Here is a 26,999-nt window from a genome sequence, read left to right as displayed (position 1 = left end):
TTGCGTTGAGCATGTGGACTTTCGGCGCCGGTTTGGCTTGCGCGCTGCTTGCGGCAAACATCAGCGGATTTGTTGGGGAAGTAGTTTTTCCTCTTCAATACCCGCTTGATGAGGGGGTTGAGCAGGCCGCGAGAGCAGAGTTTTATTCAAAGATCGGGATTGCTGGCTTCGCCGTCGGTGGTGTGAGCGGCTTCCTCATTTTCTTGGCGCGCTCTCGAATGCGCACACGCCAGTCGATGAAGGCAATCTGATATGGCCGAATTCAATCTTCCGAAGAACTCCCGCGTGACCGAGGGCAAGGCCTGGCCGAAGCCGGCCGGCGCCAAGAAACTGACCGAGTTCAAGGTCTATCGCTGGAATCCGGACGACGCCGCCAATCCGCGCACCGACACCTATTACGTCGACCGCGACGATTGCGGGCCGATGGTTCTGGACGCGCTGATCTGGATCAAGAACAAGGTCGACCCGACGCTGACCTTCCGCCGCTCCTGCCGCGAGGGCATTTGCGGTTCCTGCGCCATGAACATGGACGGCAAGAACGGTCTCGCCTGCACCACCGGCATCGACGAGTGCGGCGGCACCGGCAAGAACGCCGGCAGGGTCGCGATCTACCCGCTGCCGCATATGCCGGTGGTCAAGGACCTCGTGCCTGACCTGACGCGCTTCTACGCCCAGCATGCCTCGATCGAGCCCTGGCTGCAGACCACGACGCCGGCTCCCGAGAAGGAATGGCGCCAGGCCAAGGCCGATCGCGAGAAGCTCGACGGCCTCTATGAGTGCATCCTCTGCGCCTGCTGCTCGACCTCCTGCCCGAGCTATTGGTGGAACGGCGACCGCTATCTCGGCCCGGCCGCGCTGCTACAGGCCTATCGCTGGCTGATCGATAGCCGCGACGAGGCGACCGGCGAGCGGCTGGACAATCTGGAGGACCCCTTCCGGCTCTATCGCTGCCACACCATCATGAACTGCGCCAACGCCTGCCCGAAGGGGCTGAACCCGGCCAAGGCGATCGCGGAAGTCAAGAAGATGATGGTGGCGCGCCAGGTCTGAGGCGCGAAAATCCGCGAGCGCGGCCGTCTGACACGATCGGCTGCGCTTCCGGTGCTCGCGGACGGAAGCCCGCTCCGCTCCGGTTCTCTCCGATCACGCCAGTTGACTCACGCTGGCGAATTTTCGCTGCGCCTCATTGGCGGCCGATGAGGCGTCGTTCTCGGGCGGAGCGAAGCGCAGACCCGAGAATCTCATGAAGGAAGGCGCTGGAGCCTCCTTCGGCCAGAGATGGCCGGGTCAAGCCCGACCATGACGGAGGGGCAGCCGTCAGGAGATATACCGCTCCGGCCTGAACGGCTTCGGATCAGCGGGGGGTGTCTCGCCGCAGACCATGGCGGCGATCATCTCGCCGGTGATCGGGCCGGTCGAGAAGCCGATATGCTGGTTGCCAAAGGCGAGCCAGAGCCCGGGATTGCGGGGTGCCTCGCCGATCATCGGCAAGGAATCCGGCAAGGTCGGCCGCGCGCCGCGCCAGGTCTCGCCGACGACCTCGCCGAGCGGAAAGGCCTCGCGGGCCGATGCCGTGGCGCTGTCGATCTGGCGGTGGTCGTCCGGGGCATCGCGGAACGCGAGATCAACGCCGCTGGTGATGCGAAAGCCCTGCTCCATCGGCGCCATGTAATAGGCGCCGTCGACATCATAGACCGGCCGCGACAGCCGGGTGCCGGCACCCGGCTTGAGATGGCGGTGATAGCCGCGCTCGACGTCGAGCCAGGGATCGAGCCCGAGCGGCTTCAGCAGATCGCCGCTCCAGGGGCCGAGCGCGACCACCGCGATATCTGCGTCGAAGCTGCCCTTCGCGGTGTTCGCGCGCCAGCCGGCGCCGTGGCGGGCGAGACCGGTGACCGCGGCCTGCTCGACGCGCCCGCCGCGGCCGGCGAAGAGCGCGGCATAGGCAGCGGTGACGGCGCCGGGGGAATCGACCGAGCCGACGCAAGGGATCAGCAGCGCGACCGGGAAGATCGGGTTCAGGCTCGGCTCCACGGCGGAGAGGCCTTGCCGGTCGAGGATCTGCGACTTGATGCCGTGCCGCTTCAGGAAATCATGCTCGGCCTGGGCCGCCGCGTGGCCGGCTTCGGTGCGCCAGAGCTTGAGCGTGCCGGTTTCGCGCAGGCGATGCGCGACTCCCGCCTCGTTCATCAGGGCTCGGTGGCGCTCGACCGTGCTGGCGGTGAGCGATGCGAGCGCGGCGATGCGGGCGGACGCCTGCGAGGGGCGGGCCTCCCAGAGAAAGCGCAGCAGCCAGCCCGGCCGGGCCAGGGCGCGGCGCCAGCTCAGATTGAGCGCGGGGTGCCGATTGCCGAGATAATCCGTGATCTTCGCGTAGAGCGAGGGGTTATTGAGCGGCAGGATCGAGGAACTGGCGAGCACCCCGGCATTGCCATAGGAGGTCTCGCACCCCGGCTCCTTGCGGTCGATGAGCGTGACGGCGATGCCGCGCTTCTGCAGGGCAAGCGCGCAGGAGACGCCGACCATGCCGGCGCCGAGGACAAGAGCTATGCGGGTCAAGTGCGTTGCAGGCCGGCTGCGGCCGGCTCCTCCAGCCAGTGATCGAGAAATGCGTCGAGCCAGAGCCTGACTGCCGGGTCATGCTGAAACCAGCCCGGCAGATGGGTGTGGCCGAGCTGGGCGCCGGGCATCAGCGTGCGCTCATGGCCGCGCACCGACCAGCGATACATCATCGCCGGCGTCACCTCGGGATGGAACTGGACGCCATAGGCCTTCGAACCGGCGCGAATGGCCTGCACGGGGAAATCCCCGCCCGTAGCGAGGCATTCGGCGCCGGCTGGGCAGTCGAAGCCGTCGCGGTGCCATTGATAGACCGTGCCTGGCCAGACGAATTGCGCGGCGTCGGCATGGGCTGCGCCGGCTTCGGTCACGGCAAGGGGATAGTAGCCGACCTCGGCCCGCCCTTCGCCATGGGTGTAGACGCGTGCGCCCATATGCTTAGCCAGCATTTGCGCGCCGAGGCAGATGCCGAGGAAGGGGGCATCCTCCTTCAGGCAGGTGCCGATCCAGTCGATCTCGGCCTTGATGAAATCTTCGGGATCGTTGGCGCCCATCGGGCCGCCGAAGATCAGGGCGCCGGCATGGCCTCGCATGGTCTGCGGCAAGGGATCACCGAAGCGCGGCTTGCGAATGTCGAGCGCATGCCCGCGCGCCTGCAGCAGCCGGCCGACGCGGCCGGAGGTCGAATGCTCCTGATGCAGCACGACGAGCACCGGCTTGGGTGCCGGGAGGCTCGGCCGGGCGGCGAGGGGGGAGCGCGTTCTGCGGGCAGCGCGGAGGGCGAAGGCGTGGTCGTTCATCACGGGCTTCAAAATCGCTCGCGCACCGGCAGGCGGGAGAAAGGCACGCCAAGCCATGACAGGTCGCTCTTCAGAATGAGGTTCCAGACGGGACGAAGCAAGCAATTTATGCGCCGGAAACGCTGCAATGATCGGGCAAGGTTGTTCGATCATGCCGGATCGGGCAGGCGATGGAGGCGTTTCGCTTGACCTTAGGTTGCCGATCTGAGATGAGAATGAACGTTCATTCTCATTGTGCCGAGTTCTGATGCCACCTCTGGTTCCCGCATCGCAGTCCGATTCCGCCCTGTCGGAGCGCCATATCCGCATCCTCGATGCGGCCGAGAGCGTCTTCGCGCGAGCGGGGTTCCACGCCGCGACGATGCAGGATGTCGCGGCCGAGGCGGGCATGAGCCCGGGCAATCTCTACCGCTATTTCAGCTCCAAGGACGCGATCATCGCCGGCATGTCCGAGCGGGACCGCAGCCTGATCGCGGAGGATTTCGGCAGCCTTTGTCCCGATAACGGCTCGCTGCTCGACCAACTCGAGGAGCTCGGCCGCAAGCATCTGGTCCGCCAGCCGCGGGAGAAGGCCGTGATCGCCGTGCAGATCTGGGCCGAGGCCGCGCGCAATCCCGCGATGGCCCGCATGTGTGCCGATATCGACGGCACCGTGATCGAGGGGCTGGCGGCCGCGATCAGCGAAGCCAAGCGCAATGGCGAATTGCCGCCGCGGCTCGATGAGCACCGCTTCCTGCTGGCGGTCTCGATGATGGCCGACGGCTATTTCTGCCGGCGGGCGATGGATCCGAACTTCGACGAGGCCGTTGCCGCGGAAACGCTCTTCGCCGGTATGCGCCAGCTCGCCCGGACCATGCTCCTGCCTGAAACGGAGATGCAGCCGTGATCTCTGCTCCCGCCGGGCTCTTCCCATTTCTTTCGGTTTCAACGCCGCAACAGGATCGTTTCCGATGATCGTTCGCATGACCGTTCCGCGTCTGGCGGCTGCCTCGCTGGCGCTTGCCACGGCGCTGGCGGCGCCGCTGCCGCTCGCCGCGCAGACCCAGGCAAAGGCGTCACCTGCCGCCGCGCCCGCTGCAGGCCCCTCCGTCACGGTCACACAGGCCGAGCAGACCGAGATCGTCCAGAGCGTCGTCGTGTCCGGCTCCATGGTTGCGCGCGATGAGATCCTGGTGGCTCCCGAGGTCGACGGCCTGTCGATCATCGAGCTTCTGGCCGAGGAAGGGGACAAGGTCGCGCAGGGCCAGGTGCTCGCGCGCCTGAACCGGACGACGCTCGAAGTCCAGAAGATCCAGAACGACGCCCAGATCGCCCGCGCCGAGGCTGCGGTCGCTCAGGCCAACGCCCAGATCGCCGAGGCCGACGCCAATCTGGTCCAGGCCAACAACGCCTTCGACCGCACCAAGGCGCTGCGCGACAGTGGCAATGCCAGCATGGAGACGTTCGATCAGCGCGCTGCCGCCGCGCGTTCCGGCCAGGCACGCGCCAATGCCGCTCGGCAGCTGCTGGCGATCGCGACCGCCGATCTCGCGCTCGCCCAGGCGCAGGGCAAGGACATTGCGGTCAGGCTCGCCCGGACCGAGATCAAGGCTCCGCGCGCCGGCATCGTCAGCCGCCGGACGGCCAGGCTGGGCGCGACGGCGAGCATGTTGCCGACGTCGGACCCGCTGTTCCGCATCATCGCCGATGGCGCCATCGAGCTCGAAGCGCAGGTTGCCGAGGTCGAGCTGCCGGGCCTCAAGGTCGGCCAGCCGGTTTCGGTGCTGCCGGCCGGGGCGAAGGACGCGCTTGCCGGCACGATCCGGCTGATCGCGCCGGAGGTCGACAAGGCCTCGCGGCTTGGCCGCGTCCGCGTCGCGCTGGACGGCAATCCGCCGGTCGCGATCGGCGCCTTTGCGCGCGGTATCATCGAGACTGGCCGCAAGCGCGCGGTGACCCTGCCGCTCTCGGCCATCACCTATAGCCGCTCGGGCCCGAGCGTGCAGACGGTCAAGGATGGCCGCGTCGCAACCAAGCCGGTCACGCTCGGCCTTGTCGGAGGCGGACGCGCCGAGATCGCCAGCGGCATTGCGGCAGGTGAGACCGTGGTGGCGCGTGCCGGCACCTTCGTGCGCGACGGCGACCTCGTTACCCCCGTCGCGATGAACTGACGGGTGCGGCCATGAATGTGAATTTCTCCGCCTGGTCGATCCGAAAGCCGGTTCCGGCGATCCTGCTTTTCGTCGTGCTCTGCGTGCTCGGGCTGCTCGCCTTCTCGAAGCTGCCGGTCACGCGCTTTCCGAACATCGACATCCCGCTGGTCTCCGTCACCGTGACGCAGTCCGGCGCGGCGCCGGCCGAGCTCGAGAGCCAGGTCAGCAAGCGCGTCGAGGATACCGTCGCCAACATTACCGGGGTGAAGCATGTCACCTCGACCCTGACCGACGGCCAATCGCTGACGCTGATCGAGTTCCGGCTCGAGACCAACACCGACCGCGCGGTCAACGACGTCAAGGACGCCATCGCCAAGATCCGGGCCGACCTGCCGCGCACCATCGACGAGCCGGTGATCCAGCGCATCGACGTCGAGGGCCAGTCGATCCTGACCTATGGCGCGGCCTCGGCCGGCATGACGCTGGAGCAGCTCTCCTGGCATGTCGACGATGTCGTCGCGCGCGAGTTGCAGGGGCTTAAGGGCGTCGGCCGCGTCGAGCGCTATGGCGGCGTCGATCGCGAGATCCGCATCTCGCTCGATCCGGACCGGCTGCTCGCGCTCGGCATCACCGCGGGCGAGGTCAACCGCCAGATTCGCGCGACCAATGTCGATCTCGCCGGCGGGCGTGGTGAGGTCGGCGGCCAGGAGCAGGCGATCCGAACGCTTGCCGGGGCGCGCACCGTCGCGGACCTTGCCGAGGCCAAGATCACGTTGACCGGAGGGCGCGAGGTACGCCTGAAGGAACTCGGCCGCGTCGAGGATTCGAATTCGGAGCCGCGCGCCTTCGGCCGGCTGAACAAGAGCCCGGTCGTGACCTTCGCCGTTTTCCGCTCGAAGGGGTCGAGCGAGCTTTCGGTCAAGGATGTCGTGGCGCAGCGCGTGGCCGATCTCAACAAGCGCTTCCCCGACATCAAGATCACGCCGATCGACGACGCCGTCGCCTATACCTACGGCAACTACAAGGCAGCAATGGAAACGCTGCTGGAGGGTGCTGGGCTCGCCGTCATCGTCGTCTTCCTGTTCCTGCGCAACTGGCGCGCGACGCTGATCACGGCGGTTGCATTGCCGCTCTCTGCCATCCCCACCTTCTGGGCGATGGAGCTGATGGGCTTTTCGCTCAATCTCGTCAGCCTGCTCGGCATCACGCTGGTGACCGGCATCCTGGTCGACGACGCCATCGTCGAGATCGAGAACATCGTTCGGCACATGAAGATGGGCAAATCGCCCTATCGCGCCGCGATGGAGGCGGCAGACGAGATCGGCCTCGCGGTCATCGCGATCACGCTGACCATCGTCGCGATCTTCGCGCCGGTTTCCTTCATGGGCGGCGTTGCCGGCCAGTATTTCCGCCAGTTCGGGCTCACCGTCGCAGCCGCGGTGCTGTTCTCGCTGCTGGTCGCGCGGCTGATCACGCCGATGATGGCGGCCTATCTGATGAAGCCGGTCGACCATGCCGATCCGAAGGACGGGCTGATCATGGGCGCCTATGTCGGCCTGCTGAAGGGCACGCTGAAGAAGCGGCGCATCCCGTTCTTCCCGCGCTTCGACGGTACGGGGCGCTGGCGCAGCATGCCGTTCAACACGGCCTATGCGACGCTGGTGGTCGGCTTCATGTTCCTGATCGGCTCGATTCAGGCGACGCAGATGCTGCCGACCGGCTTTATCCCGGACGAGGACACCTCTCGCGTCGTCGCCTCGGTCGAGCTGCCGCCGGGATCGACGCTGGAGGACACGCGCGTCACCACCGACAAGCTCGTCGATGCGCTGAAGACCATTCCGGAAGTGCGCGACGTCTTCGTGCTCGGCGGGGCATCGCCGACCGGCCAGCGAGAGGTGCGCCGCGCCGCGGTCTTCATCCTGCTCAAGCCGAAGGCCGAGCGCGACATCAAGCAGAAGGAGCTCAAGGTCACCATCGCAGAGAAGCTCGCCAGCGTGCCGGACGTTCGCGCCTGGTACGTCAATGAACGCGGCGAGCGCGAGATGGCCTTCTCGATCCTGTCGAAGAACGGCGAGGCGCTCGATGCCGCCGTCGCGAAGATCGAGGCGCGGATGCGCCAGGTCGACGGCTATCTCAACGTCGCGACGGCAGGCTCGCTCAGCCGCCCCGAGCTGCGCGTCACGCCGAAGCTGGAGGAAGCCGCCAATCTCGGCGTGACGCCGGAGGCGATCTCGGAGGCCGTGCGCGTCGCCACCATCGGCGATGTCGGCGCCAACCTCGCCAAGTTCAATGCCGGCGACCGGCTGGTGCCGATCCGCGTCCAGCTCGACGAAGCCGCGCGTACCGACATGCGCAACATCGCGGCGCTGCGCGTGACCAACACGAACGGCGTCTCGATCCCGCTGACTGCCGTGGCCGATATCGGCTTCGGCGAAGGCCCGAGTTCCATCGACCGCTACGACCGCGTGCGCCGCGCCCAGATCGGCGCCGACCTCAAGCGCGGCTTCGAGCTCGGCACCGCGCAGGACAGATTCCACGACATCGTCGAGGAAGTCGGCCTGCCTGATGGAGTCTGGATCGCTGCGACCGGAGACGCGGAAATCCAGGGAGAGGTCGTCCAGGGCTTCCTCACCGCGATGACGACCGGGTTGATGCTGGTGCTGGCCGTGCTGATCCTGCTCTTCGGCTCGGTCTTCCAGCCGATCACCATCCTGCTCTCGCTGCCGCTCTCATTCGGCGGTGTGGTGATCGCGCTGCTGGCGACGGGCAACGCCGTCTCGATGCCGGTCTATATCGGCCTTCTGATGCTGATGGGCATCGTCACCAAGAACGCGATCATGCTGGTCGATTTCGCGGTGGAGGAGGTCGGGCGCGGCAAGGACCGGATGACGGCGCTGCTGGAAGCCGGCCGCAAGCGCGCCCGCCCGATCCTGATGACGACCATCGCCATGGCGGCGGGTATGCTGCCCTCGGCCTATGGCGTCGGCGATGGCGGCGAGTTCCGCGCGCCGATGGCGATCGCGGTGATCGGTGGCCTGCTCGTCTCGACCGTGCTCTCGCTCATCTTCGTGCCGTCCTTCTACATGGTGATGGACGATCTCTCGCGGGCGACGGGCTGGCTCTTCGGCCGCTTCTTCGGCAAGGCCGAAGACGAAAGCAGCTGGGAGCCGATCGACGAACACGCAGCACCGGCGATCGCAACGGCGGAAGCGATGTCGAAGCCGGCCGCGCCGCGGCTGGCGGCGGAGTGAGGCGTCAGGGCTGGAGTTCGAGCGGGAAGGGCGTGCGTTCGTGATGCTCGGACAATCCCCAACGCGCGATCGAGCCGGCTTCCCAGGCGTGCAGCATTGCGGCGACAGCGGCACGGTCGTTGGCCAGAATAAGCGGCCGAAGATCGTCTAGAAGGAGCAGGAGAGGCCCCATTATGCGGTGGTCGCGCGGGAGGTCAGTGAGAAGATCCAGATTTGCAGCGGCCTCATCGAAGTTACCGAGTGCCGTGTGAAGCAAGGCCCTCATATGCCCTGGCCTGAACGATTCCTCGAATGGGAGCTCCGGCCCTTGCACGAGCGGATTCTCTTTGAGAACCAGCGCCTGCAGACTCAAAGGTCGCAGTGACGGCAACGCGTATTCTCGGAGAATGCGTTCGAATTGCTGCCGGAGGTTGGGTTGCGTCCAGCGGGCCAGCCAGTTTTCGTACCGAAAAACCTCTGACACTGCTCGTGGCGAACCTAATTGCGGATCAAAGCTCGTGCCGACGAACAAGCCAATGTCGAAACGATCGGCTTCGCTCGTCCGATAAATTCTGAACCCGCGGACGACGTGATGGATAGGCACGAGGTAAACCTCATGCCCACGGATCCAAAGACCCTCGCATGGCCGATAAGGCCGAAGCAGGTCGTCGACTTGCCGCCTGGTTGTCAAAATCGTGGCCTCATTTCGATCACAAGAAGCCGGCTTACAAGTCCTCGGATGCGAAGACCTGCATCCGCAAGTACATCTGAGCGCGATCGGGACAACGGGCGACCGACCTTTATATCATAAAGGCAGCGAGTACCATCGCGCCCTTTTTCCATGACATCGAATCGTGCGGTTCCGAGGGTTCCGTAAACCTGTTCTCCATATTCTCGCAGTTCTTTGAAGTATGATCGTTCTGCTTGGACATCAGGGTTATTCCAGGTATCGACGCGTTTCTTGACTCCAAGATGAACAACCGTTCCGTACGCTTGCATCGAAGGGAAGTTGCTCGGTGGCCCTGCTTCGCGTGCTGCGTCATCGAGCATCTCTTGAATTTTCGGCATGTACGGACAAGCTTTTTCGACCTCGTCGCGTTCGACTGTGCCGACCCACGACGTGGTGAACGAATCGACCTTCCCGGGAGTGTAATCATGGGCGCGAAATCCGAGGATAGGCGGAGGGCCATTCGCCTCGCCTAGGCTGTTCAACCAATCGAATAGCTTGCCGGCCGCCTGCAACGGGGAGCCGCCTGTTCCTCGGCCGCGCCGCCATCTGGCCTCGACCACCTCCGCGGTCGACTCAGGTCCGTTTTCTCTCCAGACCGATTGACTGATGACCTCGCCATCCGGCCCACGATCGCGGATCGTCTGGACGTCGGCGGTGGTCTCGAAGCTTGTGGTCTGGCCATTGGGCTCGATGACCGTCTGGCGTTCGTCGAMGCCGGCGGCGCGCGAGGCTGCATATTCCGACTGGATCGTCGTGCCCGCGCCGTCGGTGACGGCCTGCTCGAAGATGGAGCCGTCCTCGTTCCAGCCTTCGCCCAACGAGGACCAGCCGGTATCGGCGTCGAGCGAGGTGCCATCGGGCGAATCCGGATTTCCGCCGCCTGAGCCACCGCCTCCGCCTGTGCCGCTGGTCCATTGGCCGCCGCCGACATTGCCGGAGGGCACGCGCGGTTGGTTCGGGTTGTATTTGCGGAGGAGATGGTCACGCCGGATCAGGCAAAGCTCGTCGCGCAGCCGCAACAAGCGAAGCCGTGCGGCGCGAAGCTCGCGATCGGCGGATGGGCGATGGAGGATCGGCATGAGGGGCTCCTGACGGGGAGCCCAAGTGTCGTGCCGCTACGGCATGGGGGGATAAGTTCGCGTGGGCATCACTTCGCCATGGCTTGCCGGCGCGCCAGCGCGTCCCGATAGGCCTGCGTCAGCTCGTCCAGCACCGATTGCTCGGGCTTGGGCGCATCGAGATGCAGGTGTCTCAGCTCCTGCATGAAGCGCTCCCATAGCGCCGGGCCGCCTTCGCTCAGCAACTCGGCGCGGATCGAGAGCTCTTCCGTGACCGGGAGGAAACGGCGGCCCCAGTCGCCCATCGCGGCGAAGACGGGCACGAGTGCGATGCCCATCTCGGTCAGGCTGTAGATCGCCTTCTGCTTGTGGCTGGCGTCGTCGCGGCGCGAGAGCAGGCCCTTCTCGACGAGGCGCTTCAGGCGGTCGGCGAGGATGTTGGAGGCGATGCCTTCGTCCGATTTCGCCATGAGCTCGCGAAAATGCCGGCGGTTGCCGAACATGATGTCGCGCAGGACGATCAGGCTCCAGCGATCCCCCAATATCTCAAGCGTCAGATTGATCGGACAGCCCGAACGGCCGGTCTCGCGCATGCTTGTCTCCAGAACTGCTTGCAATATAAAATCGGTTCGACGTGTCAGCAACCGATTGCAATTCACAACTAGCTAAACGAGCCTGACAGGAGGGTGGGATGGCCAAGGTGATCGTCTGGAATGTGATGACGCTGGAAGGATTCTTCGAAGGCAAGGAGAAGTGGGATCTCAGTTTCCACGGCGATGCCTGGGGTGAGGAACTGGCTGAGCTGAGCAGCGAATTCGGACGCAAGGCCGGGCTGCTGGTCTTTGGCCGCGTCACCTATGAGGGGATGAAAGCCTATTGGACGTCGGCCCAGGAAGAGGGCGAGACCAAAGTCTTCATGAACGCCCTGCCGAAGCTCGTCGCCTCACGCAGCCTGACCGGCTCGGACTGGAACAACACCACCGTGACCGCGGACATCGCCGGGGAAATCGCGCGCCGCAAGGCCGCGCCGGGCAAGGACATCTATGTCTTCGGCAGCGCGGAACTGACGGAGTCGTTGCTGGCGGCCGGGTTGGTCGACGAGATCATGCTCGCGGTCGCGCCGGTCACGATCGGGCAGGGCACGCCCTTGTTCAAGGCGAGCGCGGAGAAGCGCAGTTTCACATTGGTTGCGGCCCGCCCACTGAAGAACGGCACCGTGATCCTGCACTATGGCGTCAAGTCAGCTTAAGCGCGCGGCTCAGCCGCGCCGGACCATCAGCACGGCGGCGAGAATGGCGACGCCGCCGAAGGCCTGCACAGGCGTCGGCTGCTCCCCGAAGAGTGCCCAGGCGGCGAGCACGCTGACCAGCGCCGGCCAGACCATGACGAGCGAGGCGGCGCTGGCGCCATAGCTGCCGAGCGAGAGCGTGATCAGTCCCTGGCCAAGCGCATGGGAGACGAGGCCGAGCGCGGCGACAGCGAACCAGCCCTGCAGACTCGCGGGGACGACGACCTCGCCGAGCGCAAGCGCAGCCGCGAGGCAGAACACGGCGCAGACGATGCTGGAGACGAGGCTGACATAGCCGGCATCGGCCCGGTCGCGGGCACGGCGAACGGCGAGTATATAGGTGGCGTAGGACATCGCGGCGCCGACGGCGAGGCTGTCGCCGAGCAGATTGCCCGAGACCTGCGCCCCGCCGGTGAATTTCGGCAGGACGAGCAGGAGCGCGCCGGCGATCGCCAGCATCAGTGCGCCGAGAATGCGCCGTGACGGGCGCTCGCCGAGCAGCAGCCAGCCGCCGAGCACGACGCCGACCGGAGCGAGATTGCCGAGCAGCGACGCATTGGCGATCGTCGTATGGCCGAGCGCGGCATTGTAGAGCGTAACGTCGATGCCGAAGGTCAGGCCCGCCAGTGCGACCGCGCCGAAGGCGCCGCCACGAACCTTGCCGCCCACCGGTTTGCGCTGCTCCAACGCCGTCCAGACGGCGAGGACCGGCAGGGCGAAGAGCATGCGCCAGAAGCCGGCGGCAGCCGGGCCGACATCGGCAAGGCGCACGAAGATGCCGGAGAAACCGATGAAGGTCGCGCCGGCAAGCAGCGTGAGGAACATCGCGAGAGCGGGCGATGCGGGCCGGACGGGAATAGCGGGAGCGGACATGGTGTTTTCTGACGGATGGTATGGCCAGCTCCGGTCGCGGCGGCGCGGCCGGCTCAGCCTCGTTCACGGGCGGATATAGGGCCCTTCCTTGCATCGGAAAAACGGATTATTCTGATTTAACCATTCTTAAAATCGATCGATGTTGCGCGTTCCGAGGAGGCACCGCATGACTGTTCATTTCGACCTTGCCGCCCTCGGCATGCTGGTGGCGGTGGCGGAAACCGGGGGATTCACCGCGGCGAGCGCGCGGCTCGGCCGCACGCAATCCGCGATCTCCGTGCGCATCCAGGATCTGGAGAACCAGCTTGGCCACAAGCTGCTCGAACGTTCGCGGCGCGGTGTCACGCCGACCGATGCCGGCGAGCGGCTGATTGCCCATGCGCGGCGTCTCCTTGCGGTCGAACGCGAGGCGCTCGCCGATCTCGCCGGCGACACGCCCTCCGGCCGGCTGCGCATCGGCATCCCCGACGACTATATGGACGCTTATCTGCGGCCGCTGATCGCGCGCTTCGCCGCCGAGCATCCGAAGGTGGAGCTCGAAGTGCGCTGCGACCTGTCTAAGCGCATCGAGCCGGCACTGCTGGCGGGCGAGTTCGACCTTGCCGTGGTCACGCAGGATCCGAACAAGCCGATGGGCGAGGTGCTGCGCCGCGAGCCGCTGGTCTGGGTGGCGGCTCGGGGCCACCGGCCGGAGCTGCAGGAGATGCTGCCGCTCGCGCTCTTCGCGGAGGGGTGTCGGGCGCGCCCGCGCATTCTCGCCGCGCTCAACACGGCCGGCAAGGCGCACCGGCTGGTCTTCTCCTGCTCGCACACGTCGGGCGTGCTGTCAGCGGTGGAGGCGGGCTTCTGCGTGGCGGCGATCACCGAGAGCGCCGTGCCGCCTTCACTGCGCCGGATCGGCCCGGCAGAAGGCTTGCCGCCGCTTTTCGAACTCACTGTGGGGTTGATCATGGCGCCGCGGCCCGATCTCGCCGCGCGACGCTTCGCCGACGCCCTGCGCGAGGAAATGAGCCTGCTGAGGCACGCAGCCTGACGCAGCGCATTGCCCAAAAGCGCGCGCGGGCTTAAAGCCAAGGGGACTTCTTTCCTTCAGGCATGGATCCCGGTTCGGCGCCACTGATGCGTGGTGCCCGGGATGGCGGCCTGTCTCAGCTTCCGGTTTCAGACACGATTCGATCTCATGAAATTCCTCGACCAGGCCAAAATCTATGTGAAGGCGGGTGACGGCGGCGCGGGCTGCGTCTCCTTCCGCCGCGAAAAATTCATCGAGTTCGGCGGGCCGAACGGCGGCGACGGCGGGCGCGGCGGCGACATCGTCGTCGAATGCGTGCAGGGGCTGAACACCCTGATCGATTTCCGCTTCCAGCAGCACTTCAAGGCCCGCACCGGCGAGCACGGCATGGGCAAGGATCGCCACGGCGCGAATTCGCCGGCGATCGTGCTGAAGGTTCCGCCGGGCACCGAGATCCTCGACGAGGACGGCGAGACCAAGATCGCCGACCTGACCGAGCCCGGTCAGCGCTTCGTGCTGTGCAAGGGCGGCAATGGCGGCTTCGGCAATGCCTATTTCAAGACCGCGACCAACCAGGCGCCGCGCCATGCCAACCCCGGCCTGCCGGGCGAGGAGCGCTGGGTCTGGCTTCGGCTGAAGCTGATCGCCGATGCCGGGCTCGTCGGCCTGCCCAACGCGGGCAAGTCGACCTTCCTCGCCACCGTCACGGCGGCGAAGCCCAAGATCGCGGATTATCCCTTCACCACGCTGCATCCCGGCCTCGGCGTCGTGCGCGTCGACGCGCGCGAGATGGTGCTGGCCGATATTCCCGGGCTGATCGAGGGCGCGCATGAGGGCCACGGCCTCGGCGATCGCTTCCTCGGCCATATCGAGCGCTGCCGCGTGTTGCTGCATCTCGTCGAGGGCACCAGCGAGCATGCCGGCAAGGCCTACAAGACCGTGCGCGAGGAGCTGGAGGCCTATGGCGGGGGGCTGGCCGACAAGCCGGAGATCGTCGCGCTCTCCAAGGTCGATGCGCTGACGCCGGAAGTGCTCAAGGAGCAGGTCGCGCGGCTGAAGCGTGCGGCGAAGCGCATGCCGATCATCCTCTCCTCCGCCTCGGGCGAGGGGGTCGATGCGGCGCTGAGGGCTCTCTTCGCCGTGGTCGAGGAAGCCCGGCGCGAGGAGGAGCGCGAGAACGCTCCGGCCGCGGAGACCGGCTGGCACCCCTGAGCCAGGTGGCCTCGGTGCTTGAGGCTGTTGTTTTTTGTGGAACGACGCCTGTGAAAGCTCGGGCATGGATTCCGGCTCTCCGCTGCGCTGCGGCCGGAATGACTCGCGTCGCTACGCAAGAGCAGGCCGCTATCTAGCGGAAATCCCGCCAGGCGCCGACACGGTGGATGCTCTCCAGGTCGCGCGCGGCTTCGCCGAAGGGCGCGACCGGCCAGTCCCAGCCCTCGTCGGGGTTGGGCAGCGCGGCGCCGCGCATCAGGTCGAGCCGGTCGGTGATCTTGCCGGTTCGATCACGCTCGATCATCTCGACATCGCTGAGCAAGATCACGCGGCCGTGGAAGCGGCGGAGATCGTCGAGATGCCAGGCGATGCAGCGGGCAGGCAGATCGGCCGGCAATTGCGCGGCTTCGGCGGGATTGTCGGCAAGCCAATCCTCGATCGGCCAGGCGAGCTGCGAGAGCAGGTTGGCGGAGACGACGAGATCGACTGCCGGATCGGCGATGAGGTCGGCGAGCGGATCGCTCCGGCCGCCACTCTCGCCGGCGAGCCAGCCTATGACGCCAGTGAGGTCGCGGGTGAGCAATGCGACGTTGCCGCGCAGGTGCATGCGGAGCCGGACCTGCGGGAGGTGCACGGCATCGACCAGCAGCACGCGCTCGAAACTGGCCGCGAGCAGGCCGAGCGGGATGTCGCGCAGCAGCCCGGACCCCAGAATGACGGCAGTCCGCCGCTCCGGCAGCTCGGCGACGGCCTGCGCGACGATGTCCCGGCAGCGGGCGTGATGCCCGGCCCAGGCCCGGCGCTGGCGAAGGCCGCGCGACCAGAGCGCGACGCTCTCGCCGACGAGGCCGAGCTGGCGGGTCATGCGCGAGGCCGGTGTCGCCAGATGCAAGGCCAGTTCCGCCAGCATGGCTATGCGCCAGCGCTTGGCATCGACTGCTTCCGAAAACCGGTTCTCACTTTTCGGACCGTTGCGTCAGATCAGCGCGCCGCGCGCCGCCACCGGCCAGACTGCTTCGACATGGGCGTCGGGACCGTGCAAGCCGCGCACGCAGACATACCAGTCGTGCAGATTGACCGTCGGGTCGCAATGACCGGGTATTAGCAGCAGCCGGTCGCCGCGATGCGGCAGGGCGATAGGCTCGCCCGTCAGGATGCCGTGCTCGTCCGAGGGCTTGGTGTAGATCGCGCCTTCGCGTCGGAACGGGACGGGCATGCCGGAATCGATGGCGACCGCCTTGTGGCCGGCATCGACGATGGCGCGGTCCGGCACCGGCTTGCTCATCACACCTGCGAGCACGAAGAGTGCGTGCTCGAAGCTGCGGAAGGGCGTGCCGTCGGCCTGGCGGTTGCGGGCGTAGTCGGCGTCCATGAAGATGTAGGAGCCGGCCTGGATCTCGTTCCAGATGCCGGATTGCGTTTCCAGCTCGTAGGTGCCGGTGCCGGCGCCGCTGACGATCTCGCAATTGAGGCCGGCCTGGGCGAGGCGCTCGGCAGTGTTGCGCACGCCGTATCCAGCGCGTTCGATTGCCTCGCGCCGCTCGTCGATCGAGCGCATATGCTGGGCGGACCCGTGATAGGCCTGGATGCCGGCGAAGCGCAGCGTGTTGGAGCGGGCGATAGCTTCCGCCAGCCGGACCGCGCCCTCGCCGGGCGCCACGCCACAGCGCCGCCCGCCGACATCGATCTCGACGAGGACATCGAGCACGACATCGTTGCGCGCGGCAGCCTCGGCCGCGTCGCGCACGCCGTCGGGATGGTCGACGCAGAGGCCGATGCGGGCGCTGCGGGCGAGACGCGCCAGCCGGTCGAGTTTGGCGGGGCTCGCGATTTCGTTGGTGACGAGCACGTCGCCGACGCCGCCCGCGACCAGGATTTCAGCCTCCGCAACCTTCTGGCAGCACTGTCCCACGGCGCCGTTGGCGATCTGCCGCAGGGCGATCTCGGGGCTCTTATGCGTCTTGGCATGGGGGCGCAGCCTGACGCCATGGGCCTGGGTGAAGGCTGCCATGGCGACAAGGTTGCGCTCGAAGGCATCGAGATCGAGCACAAGGGAGGGTGTCTCGATTTCGGCGAGGCTTTGACCGGGCTGCGCCGGCGGCGATAGCGACATGGAGTCTCCTGAGTCGGTTGTGGCCATGGGAGGACAGCTTCGTGTCCTGAGCAAGGCCTGCCTTCTGGATGCGGCCATGCGCCAGTGGCGCTTGCCGCCTTGCCGTGATAGGCGCGGCCCATGAAGATCGGCCGCGTCACCGACGATACCCTCGCGCTCTTCGCCCGCGTTTGGCGCGAGCAGATCAAATCCTACCTTCCGCAGATGCTGATGATTCTCGGTCTCGTCGTGGTCATCGCCGCGACGACGAGCTTCTATCCGCTGCTGATCAAGGCGGCCTTCGATGCCTTCGCCGATCCGCTGACGGCCGAATCGACCGGTTTCGTGCGCCGCATGGAGAGGCTGGTCTCGAAGTCGATCGGCTACGAGATCGGGGTCGTCAATGCGGTCGCGACGGTCGTGGTCATCGTCACTGCGATCAAGGGGTTCTCGCTGCTCGCCCAGACGGTGATGACCAACAAGGTCGTCAGCCGGATCGAGGCGGACATGCAGTCGACGCTCTACGGGCATCTGATCGATGCCGATCTGGCGCAGCTCCAGAAGGAAAATCCCGCCTCTCTCACCCAGCGCTTCACCACCGATTTCACTTTCGTGAAGGAGGCGCTGACGCGCATCGTCAATATCGCGATCCGCGACGTGGTGACGGCGCTCGCGCTCGTCGGCGCGCTGTTCTGGATCGACTGGCAGATGACGCTGGTGGTGGTGCTGATCGCGCCGGTCATCGCCCATCCGATCGGCCGGATCGGCAAGAAGCTCCGGCGCATGGCGAGTTCGCAGCAGGAGCAGACGGGCATCATGGCGAGCCTCGTCACGGAGAGCCTGCAGGGCGCCCGCGTGGCCAAGACGGATTCCCTCGAGCCCTATTTGAAGCAGCGTGCGACCAGCGCCTTCGAGACGATCCGGACGCTGAAGGTCAAGGCGGCCAATGCCCGTGGCCGGCTCGACCCGCTGCTTGAGGTCGCCGGCGGCATCGCGGTCGCGGGCGTGCTCGCTGCCATCGGCGTGCGCATCACCTCGGGCGCCTCCACCGTGGGCGATTTCACCGGCTATGTCTCGGCGCTGCTGCTGGCGGCACAGCCGATGCGCTCGCTCGGCAACCTCAACGCCATCGTCCAGGAGGCCGGTGCCTCGCTGAAGCGCTATTACGCATTGCTCGACGAGAAGCCGCGCATCGTCGACCGGCCGACTGCCAAGCCTCTGGCCATCACGGCCGGCGAAGTCGCATTTCGGCATCTGCGCTTCCGTTATCGCGAGGACCAGCGTGCGCTGGAGGGCATCGATCTCGTCGCCCGCGGCGGCAAGACGACCGCGCTGGTGGGCCGTTCCGGCTCCGGCAAGTCGACGCTGCTCGCCTTGGTGCCGCGCCTGTACGATCCGATCGACGGGCGGATCGAGATCGATGGACAGGATCTGCGCAGCGTGACGCTCGAAAGCCTGCGCCATCAGATCGGCGTCGTCAGCCAGGATGTGGTGCTCTTCGACGACAGCGTGCGCGCCAACATTGCTTTCGGGCGCCCCGGCGCGACGCATGATGACATCGTCGCGGCCGCCAAGGCCGCGGCGGCGCATGATTTCATCATGGCGATGCCGGGCGGCTACGATGCCTCGGTGGGCGAGCGCGGCCACAAGCTCTCCGGCGGCGAGCGCCAGCGCATCGCCATCGCCCGCGCCATGCTGAAGGACGCGCCGATCCTGCTGCTCGACGAGGCGACCAGTGCGCTCGACACAGAGTCGGAGCGCCTCGTGCAGCAGGCGTTGGCGAAGCTGATGAAGGGCCGCACCACCATCGTCATCGCACACCGGCTCTCGACCATCCGCGAGGCCGACCTGATCGTCGTGATGGACGAAGGCAAAATCGTCGAGACCGGCAGCCATGACGAACTGCTGGCGCGCGACGGCGCCTATGCCCGGCTGCACCGGATGCAGTTCCTCGAAAGCTGAGACGCTGGCCAGACCGGCGGTCGCAGCCTAGCGGCAGAATGCGGCGCAGCCGGCTTCCCAGAATGGTTTGCCGGATTCAAGCGGCGGAATCGAGGGCCGCGGCTTGCGGCCGGGCAGGTTTTCGGGGACCGGACTCACCAGCTCCCACCAGCCATGGGCGCATTGCGAGCGGAAGGCCATCTGGTCGGAGATCGAGGTGCCTTCCTTCTCCAGGACGATGTCGAGCGCTGCGCAGATCGCGCGCAGCCGCTCGTCATGGGCGTCGCTCGGATCATTGGCATAATCGTGGAAGGCCTCGGTGAACGCTTCCATTTCCCGGGCGATATGCGGCCAGTCGGTGCGCGCGAGGTTCCAGGCGTCCATCCACTCGCGTACGACCGTCTCGACCGCCTCCGCCTTGGGCTTGTCCTTCACCTTGCGAGCGGTGGTTAGCATGTGGCGCATCAGCTCGGCGCGAGCATGGGCGTGGCGGGCGCGTAGCGCCGCCTCCTGCATCTGCGCGATGGCCTCGGCCGCCTCCTGCTGCAGCGCTTCGACGAAATGCGGCATGGGGCGATCCTTCAGGGCAGGGTGGCGAGCCGTTCGATCATCCGTTCGAACAGCTCCTGGGCTTTCACGGACGCGACGACATGGGTGTTGGGCTCGCGCTTGAGGCGGCCATTCCAGTCGATGGTGGTACGTCCGCGCAGGGGCCCGTCATCGGTTTCCACCGTGACGAAGCAGTCGCGCCCCTCGAAGAGCTCCGGCCAGAGCAGATAGGCGATGACGCAGGGGTCATGCATCGGATGCCCGTCGCTGCCGAGTCCGCCGGGGCGCGGGCGGGTCAGCATGCCGTGGACAGAACGGCCGGCGGCGTTGCCGAGCGCGCCGATGCGGGCGATCTGGGCGTGGCTGGCGATGGCCTGCAGGGTGACGCCCAGGCCGAACATCACGATCGGCCGGCCGCAGCCGAAGACGATCGCCGCCGCATGCGGGTCGACATGGACGTTGAATTCGGCGGCCGGCGTGATGTTGCCGAGTCCGATGGCGCCACCCATCAGGACGATACGCTTGACCTTGGGCAGGATGTCCGGCGCGAGCCGGAAAGCCAGTGCGAGATTCGTCAGCGGCCCGAGCGGGCAGAGCGTGATGCCATCCGGGGGAGCCGCTCGGCAGAGATCGATGATGGCCTGCACGGCATGGCCAGGTGCCGCCTCGCTCGTGGGGGCGGGAAGGCCCGCGCCCGCAAGGCCATCCGGGCCGCAAACGAATTCGGCCGTTTCGAGCGGGAAGACGAGCGGTCCCTCGGCCCCGCGATAGACCGGGATGTCGCGGCGCTTGCCGAGGTCGCGGATACGCAGGGCGTTCGCCGTCGTCTGCCCAACCGGGACATTGCCGGCGACGGTGGTGATCGCCTTGAGGTCGATTTCGCTCGGGCTGGCGAAAGCGAGCAGCAAGGCGACGGCATCGTCCTGCCCCGGATCGGTGTCGATGATGATCGGTTCGTGCATACCCATTTCCACCAACTCAGCCCTCATCCTGAGCAGCCGCGCAGCGGCGTCTCGAAGGATGCTCCAGATGGTTCCCGAGCCTCCCGAAACATCCTTCGAGACGCGGGCTGTGCCCGCTCCTCAGGATGAGGGCTGAGAAATGGAGTCGCATGTCAGGCCGCCTTGGCGTTGCCGGCCATGATCATATGGGCGATGTCGTCCGCGGCGAGATCGCCGAGCGGCCGGTCGACGTATTTGCGGCCGGCGCCCATGATCACGACCCGGTCGGCCAATGCCACGACGTCGCGCATGTTGTGGCTGATCAGGATGACGGTGCGCCCGTCGGCCTTGAGCTTGCGGATGAGGTCGAGGACGAGCGCGCTCTCCTTGACGCCGAGCGCAGCGGTCGGCTCGTCCATGATGATGATCTCGGCGTTCCAGCGTAGCGCCCGGGAGATCGCGACCGCCTGCCGCTGGCCGCCCGAGAGCCGTTCGACGGGGCGGGTCATATCGGTGACGGCGGCGGAGAGCTGCGAGAGGTAGCGCTGCGACTCCGCGATCATCCTCTTCTTGTCGAGAATGCGCAGGAAGGGCAGCAGCACCGGCTTCGTCAGCTCCGAGCCCATGAAGACGTTCTGGGCGATGGAGAGGCGCGGGGCGAGCGCGAGGTCCTGATAGATCGTCGCGACGCCGTTCTCCAGCGCATCATGCGGCGAGCTGAAGGTGAGTGGCTTGCCGCGCAGCCTGATCGTACCGCTCGTCGCGTCCTCGGCGCCGGAGATCACCTTGATCAGGCTCGACTTGCCGGCGCCGTTGTCGCCGCAGAGCGCGACGACCTCGCCCGGGAAGATGTCGAGATCGACGTCTCTGACGGCGACGACCGGGCCGTAGCTCTTGCCGATGCCGCGCAGCGAGAGGAGAGGGGTAGGAGTGGTCATTCCGGTCATGGCTTCAGCGCTTGTCAAGAGTCCGAATGGTTGGCGCCACGGCATGCTCGCCCTTGTGGCGAGCATCCACGTCTTGAACATGGTCTTCGATCACGGAAGACGTGGATGGCCGGGACAAGCCCGACCATGACGCGGAAAGGGCGCACGCCCTCACTTCTTCAGGAACTGCTGGACGTTGTTCTTGTCGACCAGTACGGCTTCCGTGAAGAGATAGGGGCCAGAGGTGATGCTCTCCTTCGGCTTCTTCTCGACAACGATCGCCTGGATCGCGTCGACCGCCTGCTTGCCCATCTCCTCGAAGGGGATCGCAACCGTGGCGACGAAGGTCGAGGCGGGATCGGCGATGCGCTCATAGCTCTCCTTGCCGCCATCGACGGAGATCAGCGGGATCTGGCCCTTCTTCACGCCCTGAGCCTGCAGCAGGTCGTCGATGATATAGGCCTGGCCGTCGAAGGAAGCCCAGATGCCGTTGATCTTGCCCTGATTCTGCAGCAGCAGCGCCTGCATGCCGGCGCGGACGTCGTCGCGCCAGCTCTGGGTGCGGGCCATCGAGAACTTGCCGAGCTCCTTCACCGCCTGGTTCTCGGCGAGGACGGCATCGAGCAGCCGGCCGCGGATGCGCGAGGCGACGTTGAGATCGAAGCGGGCCGAGACGATGTTGCCCTGGTAGCCGAGCTGGCCGAGCAGGTAGAGCGCGGCGTCGGCGCCAACCTTGTACTCGTTGGTCTGGATGTCGAAGAGCGCATGCGGGCTCGCACCGGACTGCACGGTGATGACCGGGATCTTGGCATCCTTCGCGGCCTTGAACTGCGCGTCGGCCTCGACCGGCTTGCCCATGGCGATGATTATCGCGTCGACCTTCTTGGCGATCAGCGCATCGAACTGCTCGGCGTGCTTGGGCAGCGCGCCTTCGGAGTTCAGCAGCGTGACGTTCCAGCCCTTGGCCTTGGCGGCGGCGGCCGCGGCATTGGCGACGCGTGCGTGCGTCTCCGACGAGAACTGGAAGCCGATGATGCCGACCTCGAAGGCTTCAGCCGACGACTGGCCGAGCGCGACGAGCGCGGCGGCGGCCAGCAGCATCTTCCTCAGGCCGAACCCATTCTTGCCGAACATGTGAACTCTCCCCTGTTGTTGTTCTGTATCGCCTAGACCTTGAACGCCGCCTTCTTCATCGCGCTCGCCGAGAAGGCGACCGAGCCGATGATGATCGCGCCGAGCACGATGTCCTGAATGTAGTAGGGCGCGCCGAGCAGCACCAAGCCGTTGCCGAGCACCTTGAGCACCAGCGCCGCAAAGACCGTGCCGGGCACGTTGGGCTTGCCGGGATCGAACATGGTCATGCCGAGGAGCACGGCGGCGATGGCATAGAGCAGATAATCGCCCGCCATATTCGGGGCGGCCGAGGACAGGTTGGCGGCAAGCAGAACGGCCATGATGGAGGCGAAGACGCCGGCCAGCAGCAGGCCGATGCGCTTCATCCGAGCCGTGGCGATGCCGGCGAGCCGCGCCGCCTCGTCCGCCTCGCCGGTCGCGACCATATGGGCGCCGGTCCGGGTCCATTTGACGAGACCCCAGGCGAAGAGCGTGGCGCCGGCCATCCAGAGCACGAGATTGGGAATGCCGAAGGTGTAGCCGCGGGCGAGCCCGGTGAATCCGACCGGCCAGCGGCCGACGAAAGCGACGCCCTGGGTGATCATGAAGGCGAGGCCCTTGGCGATGGCGGCGGTGCCGAGCGTCATGATCAGGGAGGGGATGCGCAGAACGGTGACGCCGTAGCCGTTCAGCGAGCCGAGCACGATGCCGACGCCGAGCGCCGCCGCCACCGCAACGGCCGGCGGGTACTGGAGCTGCACCAGCCAGCCGCAGACGACGGCGGCGAGGCTGGCCATTTCCGCGACGGAGAGGTCGAGTTCAGCCACGGTGAAGGCGAGCGCGAAGCCGAGCGCGAGGATGGCGAGGAAGCTCGTATCCTTGAGGACGTTGACGATGTTGGTGGCGCTGGCGAAGTTCTGCGCAAAGATCAGGAAGAACAGGATCAGCGCCAGGCCGGCGATCGCCGTGCCATAGCGCCCGATCAGTTCGCGTGGGTCGATGCGGCCCAACTCAGGCTCCCCTGGCGATGGTGGAGATCGGCTGGAGTATCTCGATGCCGCCGGTGATCGGGATCAGGGCGCCGGTGACGAAGGCGGCGCCGTCCGAAAGCAGGAATGCGATCACGTTGGCGACATCCTCGGGCCGTCCCAGCCTCCCCAGCGGCGTGCGCACCGCCGCACCCTCGACCAGCGCATTGAACTGCTGCGCGAATCCGTTTCGTACCATTGGCGTATCGATGATGCCGGGCGCAACCGCATTGACGCGAATGCCATGCCGGCCGAGCTGCTGGGCCATGCCGTAGGTCAGCGTCGCGACGCCGCCCTTGGCCGAGCCATAAGCGAGATTGGCGCCGCCATTGCTGTGGGCGATCGAGGAAATATGGACGATCGCACCGCCCTCGCTCTGGGCGATCATCCGGCGCGCGGCGGCTTTGGAGATGCGGAACACTGCCGAGAGATTGACGTCGACCAGTTGGTCCCACTCCTCGTCCTCCATTTCGACCATAGGCACCGGCCGCGAGGCGCCGGCGCCGGTGACGAGATGGTCGAGCCGGCCGAATTTCGACACGGCGAGATCGACGAGGGATTGGGCGAGATCGCGTTCGCGAACATCGCCGGCAAGCGTCACCGCTTCGCCGCCGGCTGCCGCGACGTCCGCCGCCACTGCGTCGAGACCAGGTTGGTCGAGACCGGAGAGTACCAGCCTGTGGCCAGCGCGTGCGAGAGTTACGGCAAGCGCACCGACGATGCCTCCCGAGGCGCCGGTCAGGAGCGTGATGGGAGCGCTTTGCTGCGGGCTGTTCATGGCGGGTCGCGTCGGCATGGGGAAGCGTTCTTACGGGGTCGATTTCGGGTTGGTAAGGCCGGGCAACGCAGCCGAGGTCTGCGCCAGCGCCGTAAGGTCAGCCGAGATCGCGGCGAGCGCTTCCTCGCTGCGGCGATAGAGGCGGTAGAGCGCGTCGTAGGCTGCGCGCCGGGCGGGATCCGGTTCGTAGCGGCTGGAGACCTCGACCAGCGCATCCTGGGCCGCTTCCAGCGAAGCGAAGCGCCCGAGTCCTGTCCAGGCGATGATCGCGGCGCCGAGCAGACCGGGTTCCCCGGCACGGCCGACCACGATCGGGCGGTCGCAGAGATCGGCCTTAATCTGCGCCCAGACCGGATTGGCAGCCGCGCCGCCGCCGAAACGGATCTCGCCGACACGGCTGCCGAGCGCCGCTTCTGCACGCTCCAGAACGAGGCGATTTTGGCAGGCGACACCTTCCAGCACGGCATAGGCGAGGTCGGTCGGCCCATGCCGGCGGCCGAGCCCGATGAAGGCGCCGCGCAGGTTCGGGTTCCAGTAGGGCACGCGTTCGCCCTGCAGATAGGGCAGGAAGATGACGGGCTGGGGATGACGCTCGCCGGCGAGCAGGCGATCGATGCTGCCGCCGACGCTATCCGAACCGCCGAGCAGATCGACCAGCCAGGCGGCTGTGTCGGCGCCGTTCTGGCTGGGGCCGCCGAGATGCCAGAGGCCGCGCCAGTCGACGGTGATGAGGCCCTCGGCCTCGGCCTGTTTCGGACCGAGCACGCCGAGCACCTCGGTCGTGCCGGAAATGTTGTAGGCATAGCCCGTGCGCAGGGCGCCGAGCCCGGCCACTGCTGCCCAGGTGTCGTTGCAACCGCAGAAGACCGGAATACCGGCGAGCCGATCGAATGGCGCGGGCAAGCCGGCCCGAACGGGATCGACGGCGTCGCAGGGTTCGAGGATCGCCGGGATCACGGCCGGCGACAGACCGATGGCGTCGAGCGCCGAGGCCTCGTCGGGCGTTTCCGCGCAGGTGATAAGCCGCGCCATCGAAACCGGGTCGCTCGCCTGACGGCTGGTCAGGCGGTAATTCAGATAGTCCTTCGGTTCGAGCACGCGGGCGAGAGCGCGAAAATTCTCCGGCTCCGCTTCCGCCAGCCAGGCGAGCCGCGCGAGCGGATGGAAGGCGTTGATGCGCCCTGCTTCCGAATGGCTGCCCAGCGCTTCCCGAAGTTTCGTTGCGACCGCGTCCGAGCGGGCATCCTTCCAGGTCAATGCCGGGCGAAGCTCGTTGCCGTCATGGCCCAGGAAGATCTGCGTGCGGGTGACGCCGCAGATCGCGATGGCTTCGATCCGCGCGAAAAGATCGGGCTCCTGCCGCGCCAGATCGCCGGCGGTCTCGAGGAGGAGCGTCCACCAGCCCTCGGCCGCGACCTGCGAATGCCCGAGGCGATCGTCGAGAGCGGGACCGGCGGCGGCGCTTTCGGCCAAAACCGCGCCATTCGGATCGATCAGCGCAGCGCGGAAGCTGCTGCCGCCGAGATCGCAGGCGAGGACGACGCTGATCTGCTGCATGAGGATAGAACCACACCCCTCATTCCGGACAAGCCGCGTTGGCGGCGTCGATCCGGAATCCACCGACGGGCTCCGGTGCTCTACGATGGATTCCGGGTCAAGCCCGGAAGGACGGCGGTCGGGTCATCGGCAGCCAAATCGCGCCGAAGTCAAGGAGGCGGACGCCGTCAGGCCGCACCGCGTGCAGCCTTGAGGATATCGTCGACGAGGCGTTGCGACGCCAGCGCTTCCTCGCCGGTGACGACCGGGTCGTGGCCTTGTTCTATTGCGTCGAGGAAATCGGCGATGACGGCGCGATGGGCGTCGTGTGGGAAGTCCATGATATTGGCGCCGCTGCCGGTCGAGCCCTCGGCTTCGACGATCTCCTCGCGCCCGTCGAGAAAGGCGAGGCGCAGCCGCCCGCCGATCAGGGCCGCGAAGCCTTTCGCGCCGGTGATCTCGATGCGCTCGGGATAGCCGGGATAGGCGGCGGTGGTCGTGACCAGCGTGGCGGGGGCGCCGTCGCCGGTCTCCAGCAGCGCGGAGACGTAGTCTTCGGTCTCCATGCGGTGGAGGGCAGTGGTGCGGGATTGAGCCGCGACGACCCTGGAGACGCCGACCAGCGAGCGAAACAGGTCGAGCGAGTGGATCGCCTGGGTCAGCAATACGCCGCCGCCGTCGCGGGCGAGCGTGCCGCGGCCGGGCTCGTCATAGTAGCTCTGCGGGCGCCACCAGGGCACGGAGAGGAAGGCGGCCTCGATGGTACCGAGTTCGCCCGATTGTAGCGCGGCCTTGAGGCGCAGGCTGGCGGGGCGGAAGCGATGCTGCAGCACGACGCCGAAGGTCCTGCCTGTCCGGCGGGCGGTGTCGACGAGGCGCTGGCCGCGCTCGCTCGTCAATTCGAGCGGCTTCTCGACGAGAACATGCTTGCCGGCTTCGAGACACAGGGCGGAAACGTCGAGATGGCTGCTCGGCGGCGTCAGCACGATGGCGGCGTCAACCGCAGGATCGGTCAGAACGGCGTCGAGATCGGTGGTCGTCGGAAAGGGAAACTGGGCGGCGTAGGCCTTGGCCCGATCGGGCGTCCGGCTCACCGCCCAGCAAACATCCGCACGGTCGGCGAGATCGAGAAGGCTTTTGGAGTGCGGCAGGGCGGCGGGGCCGAGCCCGATCACGGCGATACCGAGTTTGCGTCTCATGT

The 26,999-nt window shown here is 66.7% G+C and carries 25 protein-coding genes; 9 read left to right on the top strand and 16 right to left on the bottom strand.

Translation table 11 applies throughout. The features are described from left to right. The first annotated feature begins 5 nt into the window (after positions 1-5). A complete protein-coding gene (locus tag AC1DDA_RS19890; RefSeq protein WP_476797061.1) occupies positions 6-251 on the top strand; it encodes a hypothetical protein in 246 nt (81 codons plus the stop codon). Between the two features lies 1 nt (position 252). Beyond that, positions 253-1,050 (top strand): succinate dehydrogenase iron-sulfur subunit, encoded by a 798-nt coding sequence (locus tag AC1DDA_RS19885; RefSeq protein WP_476797060.1) that lies wholly within the window; start codon positions 253-255, stop codon positions 1,048-1,050. A gap of 267 nt (positions 1,051-1,317) precedes the next feature. Here AC1DDA_RS19885 and AC1DDA_RS19880 read toward each other — a convergent pair whose 3' ends face one another. Both AC1DDA_RS19880 and AC1DDA_RS19875 read right to left on the bottom strand, forming a co-directional pair. Continuing rightward, positions 1,318-2,559 carry an NAD(P)/FAD-dependent oxidoreductase gene (locus AC1DDA_RS19880; protein ID WP_476797059.1) on the bottom strand — a complete coding sequence of 414 codons (1,242 nt, stop codon included), beginning with the start codon at positions 2,557-2,559 and terminating at the stop codon, positions 1,318-1,320. Beyond that, the gene (locus AC1DDA_RS19875) at positions 2,556-3,359 is read right to left on the bottom strand and encodes a glutamine amidotransferase (RefSeq protein WP_476797058.1); all 804 of its coding nucleotides are present in this window, start codon (positions 3,357-3,359) and stop codon (positions 2,556-2,558) included. Before AC1DDA_RS19875 ends, AC1DDA_RS19880 begins: the two co-directional genes overlap by 4 nt. A gap of 247 nt (positions 3,360-3,606) precedes the next feature. Between AC1DDA_RS19875 and AC1DDA_RS19870 the strand changes: the two genes are divergently transcribed. From AC1DDA_RS19870 to AC1DDA_RS19860, 3 genes are all read left to right on the top strand, one after another. Then, positions 3,607-4,245 carry a TetR/AcrR family transcriptional regulator gene (locus AC1DDA_RS19870; protein ID WP_441511579.1) on the top strand — a complete coding sequence of 213 codons (639 nt, stop codon included), beginning with the start codon at positions 3,607-3,609 and terminating at the stop codon, positions 4,243-4,245. 76 nt (positions 4,246-4,321) lie between these two features. Further along, the gene (locus AC1DDA_RS19865) at positions 4,322-5,509 is read left to right on the top strand and encodes an efflux RND transporter periplasmic adaptor subunit (RefSeq protein ID WP_476797057.1); all 1,188 of its coding nucleotides are present in this window, start codon (positions 4,322-4,324) and stop codon (positions 5,507-5,509) included. Positions 5,510-5,520: 11 nt separating this feature from the next. Beyond that, a complete protein-coding gene (locus AC1DDA_RS19860; protein WP_476797056.1) occupies positions 5,521-8,742 on the top strand; it encodes an efflux RND transporter permease subunit in 3,222 nt (1,073 codons plus the stop codon). 4 nt (positions 8,743-8,746) lie between these two features. Here AC1DDA_RS19860 and AC1DDA_RS19855 read toward each other — a convergent pair whose 3' ends face one another. The 3 genes from AC1DDA_RS19855 to AC1DDA_RS19845 form a co-directional block, all read right to left on the bottom strand. Next, on the bottom strand, positions 8,747-9,325 hold the full coding sequence (locus tag AC1DDA_RS19855) for a hypothetical protein (protein ID WP_476797055.1): 579 nt from the start codon (positions 9,323-9,325) through the stop codon (positions 8,747-8,749). Positions 9,326-9,408: 83 nt separating this feature from the next. Beyond that, the gene (locus AC1DDA_RS19850; protein ID WP_476797054.1) at positions 9,409-10,530 is read right to left on the bottom strand and encodes a hypothetical protein; all 1,122 of its coding nucleotides are present in this window, start codon (positions 10,528-10,530) and stop codon (positions 9,409-9,411) included. Positions 10,531-10,598: 68 nt separating this feature from the next. After that, positions 10,599-11,102, bottom strand: a complete 504-nt coding sequence (locus AC1DDA_RS19845; protein ID WP_476797053.1) for a winged helix-turn-helix transcriptional regulator — start codon at positions 11,100-11,102, stop codon at positions 10,599-10,601. A gap of 98 nt (positions 11,103-11,200) precedes the next feature. Here AC1DDA_RS19845 and AC1DDA_RS19840 point away from each other — a divergent pair, with 98 nt between their 5' ends. Then, positions 11,201-11,758 carry a dihydrofolate reductase family protein gene (locus AC1DDA_RS19840; protein ID WP_476797052.1) on the top strand — a complete coding sequence of 186 codons (558 nt, stop codon included), beginning with the start codon at positions 11,201-11,203 and terminating at the stop codon, positions 11,756-11,758. Positions 11,759-11,767: 9 nt separating this feature from the next. Here AC1DDA_RS19840 and AC1DDA_RS19835 read toward each other — a convergent pair whose 3' ends face one another. Then, on the bottom strand, positions 11,768-12,670 hold the full coding sequence (locus tag AC1DDA_RS19835; RefSeq protein ID WP_476797051.1) for a DMT family transporter: 903 nt from the start codon (positions 12,668-12,670) through the stop codon (positions 11,768-11,770). Positions 12,671-12,836: 166 nt separating this feature from the next. Between AC1DDA_RS19835 and AC1DDA_RS19830 the strand changes: the two genes are divergently transcribed. Together AC1DDA_RS19830 and obgE are read left to right on the top strand one after the other, a co-directional pair. Beyond that, positions 12,837-13,703: a LysR family transcriptional regulator gene (locus AC1DDA_RS19830; RefSeq protein ID WP_441511587.1), complete on the top strand. Its 867-nt coding sequence runs from the start codon at positions 12,837-12,839 to the stop codon at positions 13,701-13,703. A 147-nt stretch (positions 13,704-13,850) separates the two neighbouring features. Beyond that, a complete protein-coding gene (gene obgE / locus AC1DDA_RS19825) occupies positions 13,851-14,894 on the top strand; it encodes a GTPase ObgE (RefSeq protein WP_476779613.1) in 1,044 nt (347 codons plus the stop codon). A 133-nt stretch (positions 14,895-15,027) separates the two neighbouring features. Here the strand turns inward: obgE and AC1DDA_RS19820 are convergent, their stop codons facing one another. Both AC1DDA_RS19820 and AC1DDA_RS19815 read right to left on the bottom strand, forming a co-directional pair. Continuing rightward, complete coding sequence (locus AC1DDA_RS19820; RefSeq protein WP_476797050.1) at positions 15,028-15,804, bottom strand: hypothetical protein; 777 nt, start codon at positions 15,802-15,804, stop codon at positions 15,028-15,030. A 66-nt stretch (positions 15,805-15,870) separates the two neighbouring features. Continuing rightward, positions 15,871-17,007, bottom strand: coding sequence for a DSD1 family PLP-dependent enzyme (locus tag AC1DDA_RS19815; RefSeq protein ID WP_441511590.1), 1,137 nt, complete (start codon positions 17,005-17,007; stop codon positions 15,871-15,873). Positions 17,008-17,127: 120 nt separating this feature from the next. Between AC1DDA_RS19815 and AC1DDA_RS19810 the strand changes: the two genes are divergently transcribed. Then, positions 17,128-18,948 (top strand): ABC transporter ATP-binding protein, encoded by a 1,821-nt coding sequence (locus tag AC1DDA_RS19810; protein ID WP_441511591.1) that lies wholly within the window; start codon positions 17,128-17,130, stop codon positions 18,946-18,948. 27 nt (positions 18,949-18,975) lie between these two features. On the opposite strand, the gene AC1DDA_RS19805 is transcribed toward AC1DDA_RS19810, so the two are convergent. The 8 genes from AC1DDA_RS19805 to AC1DDA_RS19770 all read right to left on the bottom strand — a co-directional run bounded on the left by AC1DDA_RS19805 (position 18,976) and on the right by AC1DDA_RS19770 (position 26,997). After that, entirely contained in the window at positions 18,976-19,497 is a 522-nt protein-coding gene (locus tag AC1DDA_RS19805) for a hypothetical protein (RefSeq protein ID WP_476797049.1), read from the bottom strand. Between the two features lie 11 nt (positions 19,498-19,508). Further along, positions 19,509-20,438, bottom strand: coding sequence for a nucleoside hydrolase (locus tag AC1DDA_RS19800; RefSeq protein ID WP_476797048.1), 930 nt, complete (start codon positions 20,436-20,438; stop codon positions 19,509-19,511). A 152-nt stretch (positions 20,439-20,590) separates the two neighbouring features. Continuing rightward, positions 20,591-21,355: an ATP-binding cassette domain-containing protein gene (locus AC1DDA_RS19795; protein ID WP_476797047.1), complete on the bottom strand. Its 765-nt coding sequence runs from the start codon at positions 21,353-21,355 to the stop codon at positions 20,591-20,593. A gap of 159 nt (positions 21,356-21,514) precedes the next feature. Beyond that, on the bottom strand, positions 21,515-22,477 hold the full coding sequence (locus AC1DDA_RS19790; protein WP_476797046.1) for a sugar ABC transporter substrate-binding protein: 963 nt from the start codon (positions 22,475-22,477) through the stop codon (positions 21,515-21,517). A gap of 32 nt (positions 22,478-22,509) precedes the next feature. Further along, positions 22,510-23,466, bottom strand: a complete 957-nt coding sequence (locus AC1DDA_RS19785) for an ABC transporter permease (protein ID WP_441511596.1) — start codon at positions 23,464-23,466, stop codon at positions 22,510-22,512. A 1-nt stretch (position 23,467) separates the two neighbouring features. Beyond that, positions 23,468-24,280 carry an SDR family NAD(P)-dependent oxidoreductase gene (locus AC1DDA_RS19780; RefSeq protein ID WP_476797045.1) on the bottom strand — a complete coding sequence of 271 codons (813 nt, stop codon included), beginning with the start codon at positions 24,278-24,280 and terminating at the stop codon, positions 23,468-23,470. A gap of 12 nt (positions 24,281-24,292) precedes the next feature. Further along, on the bottom strand, positions 24,293-25,819 hold the full coding sequence (locus tag AC1DDA_RS19775) for a xylulokinase (RefSeq protein ID WP_476797044.1): 1,527 nt from the start codon (positions 25,817-25,819) through the stop codon (positions 24,293-24,295). 167 nt (positions 25,820-25,986) lie between these two features. Further along, the gene (locus tag AC1DDA_RS19770; RefSeq protein ID WP_476797043.1) at positions 25,987-26,997 is read right to left on the bottom strand and encodes a Gfo/Idh/MocA family protein; all 1,011 of its coding nucleotides are present in this window, start codon (positions 26,995-26,997) and stop codon (positions 25,987-25,989) included. Positions 26,998-26,999 lie beyond the last annotated feature (2 nt).

It is taken from the genome of Allobosea sp. 10N428 (assembly GCF_056394545.1).
This window is presented reverse-complemented; position numbering and strand designations above follow the sequence as displayed.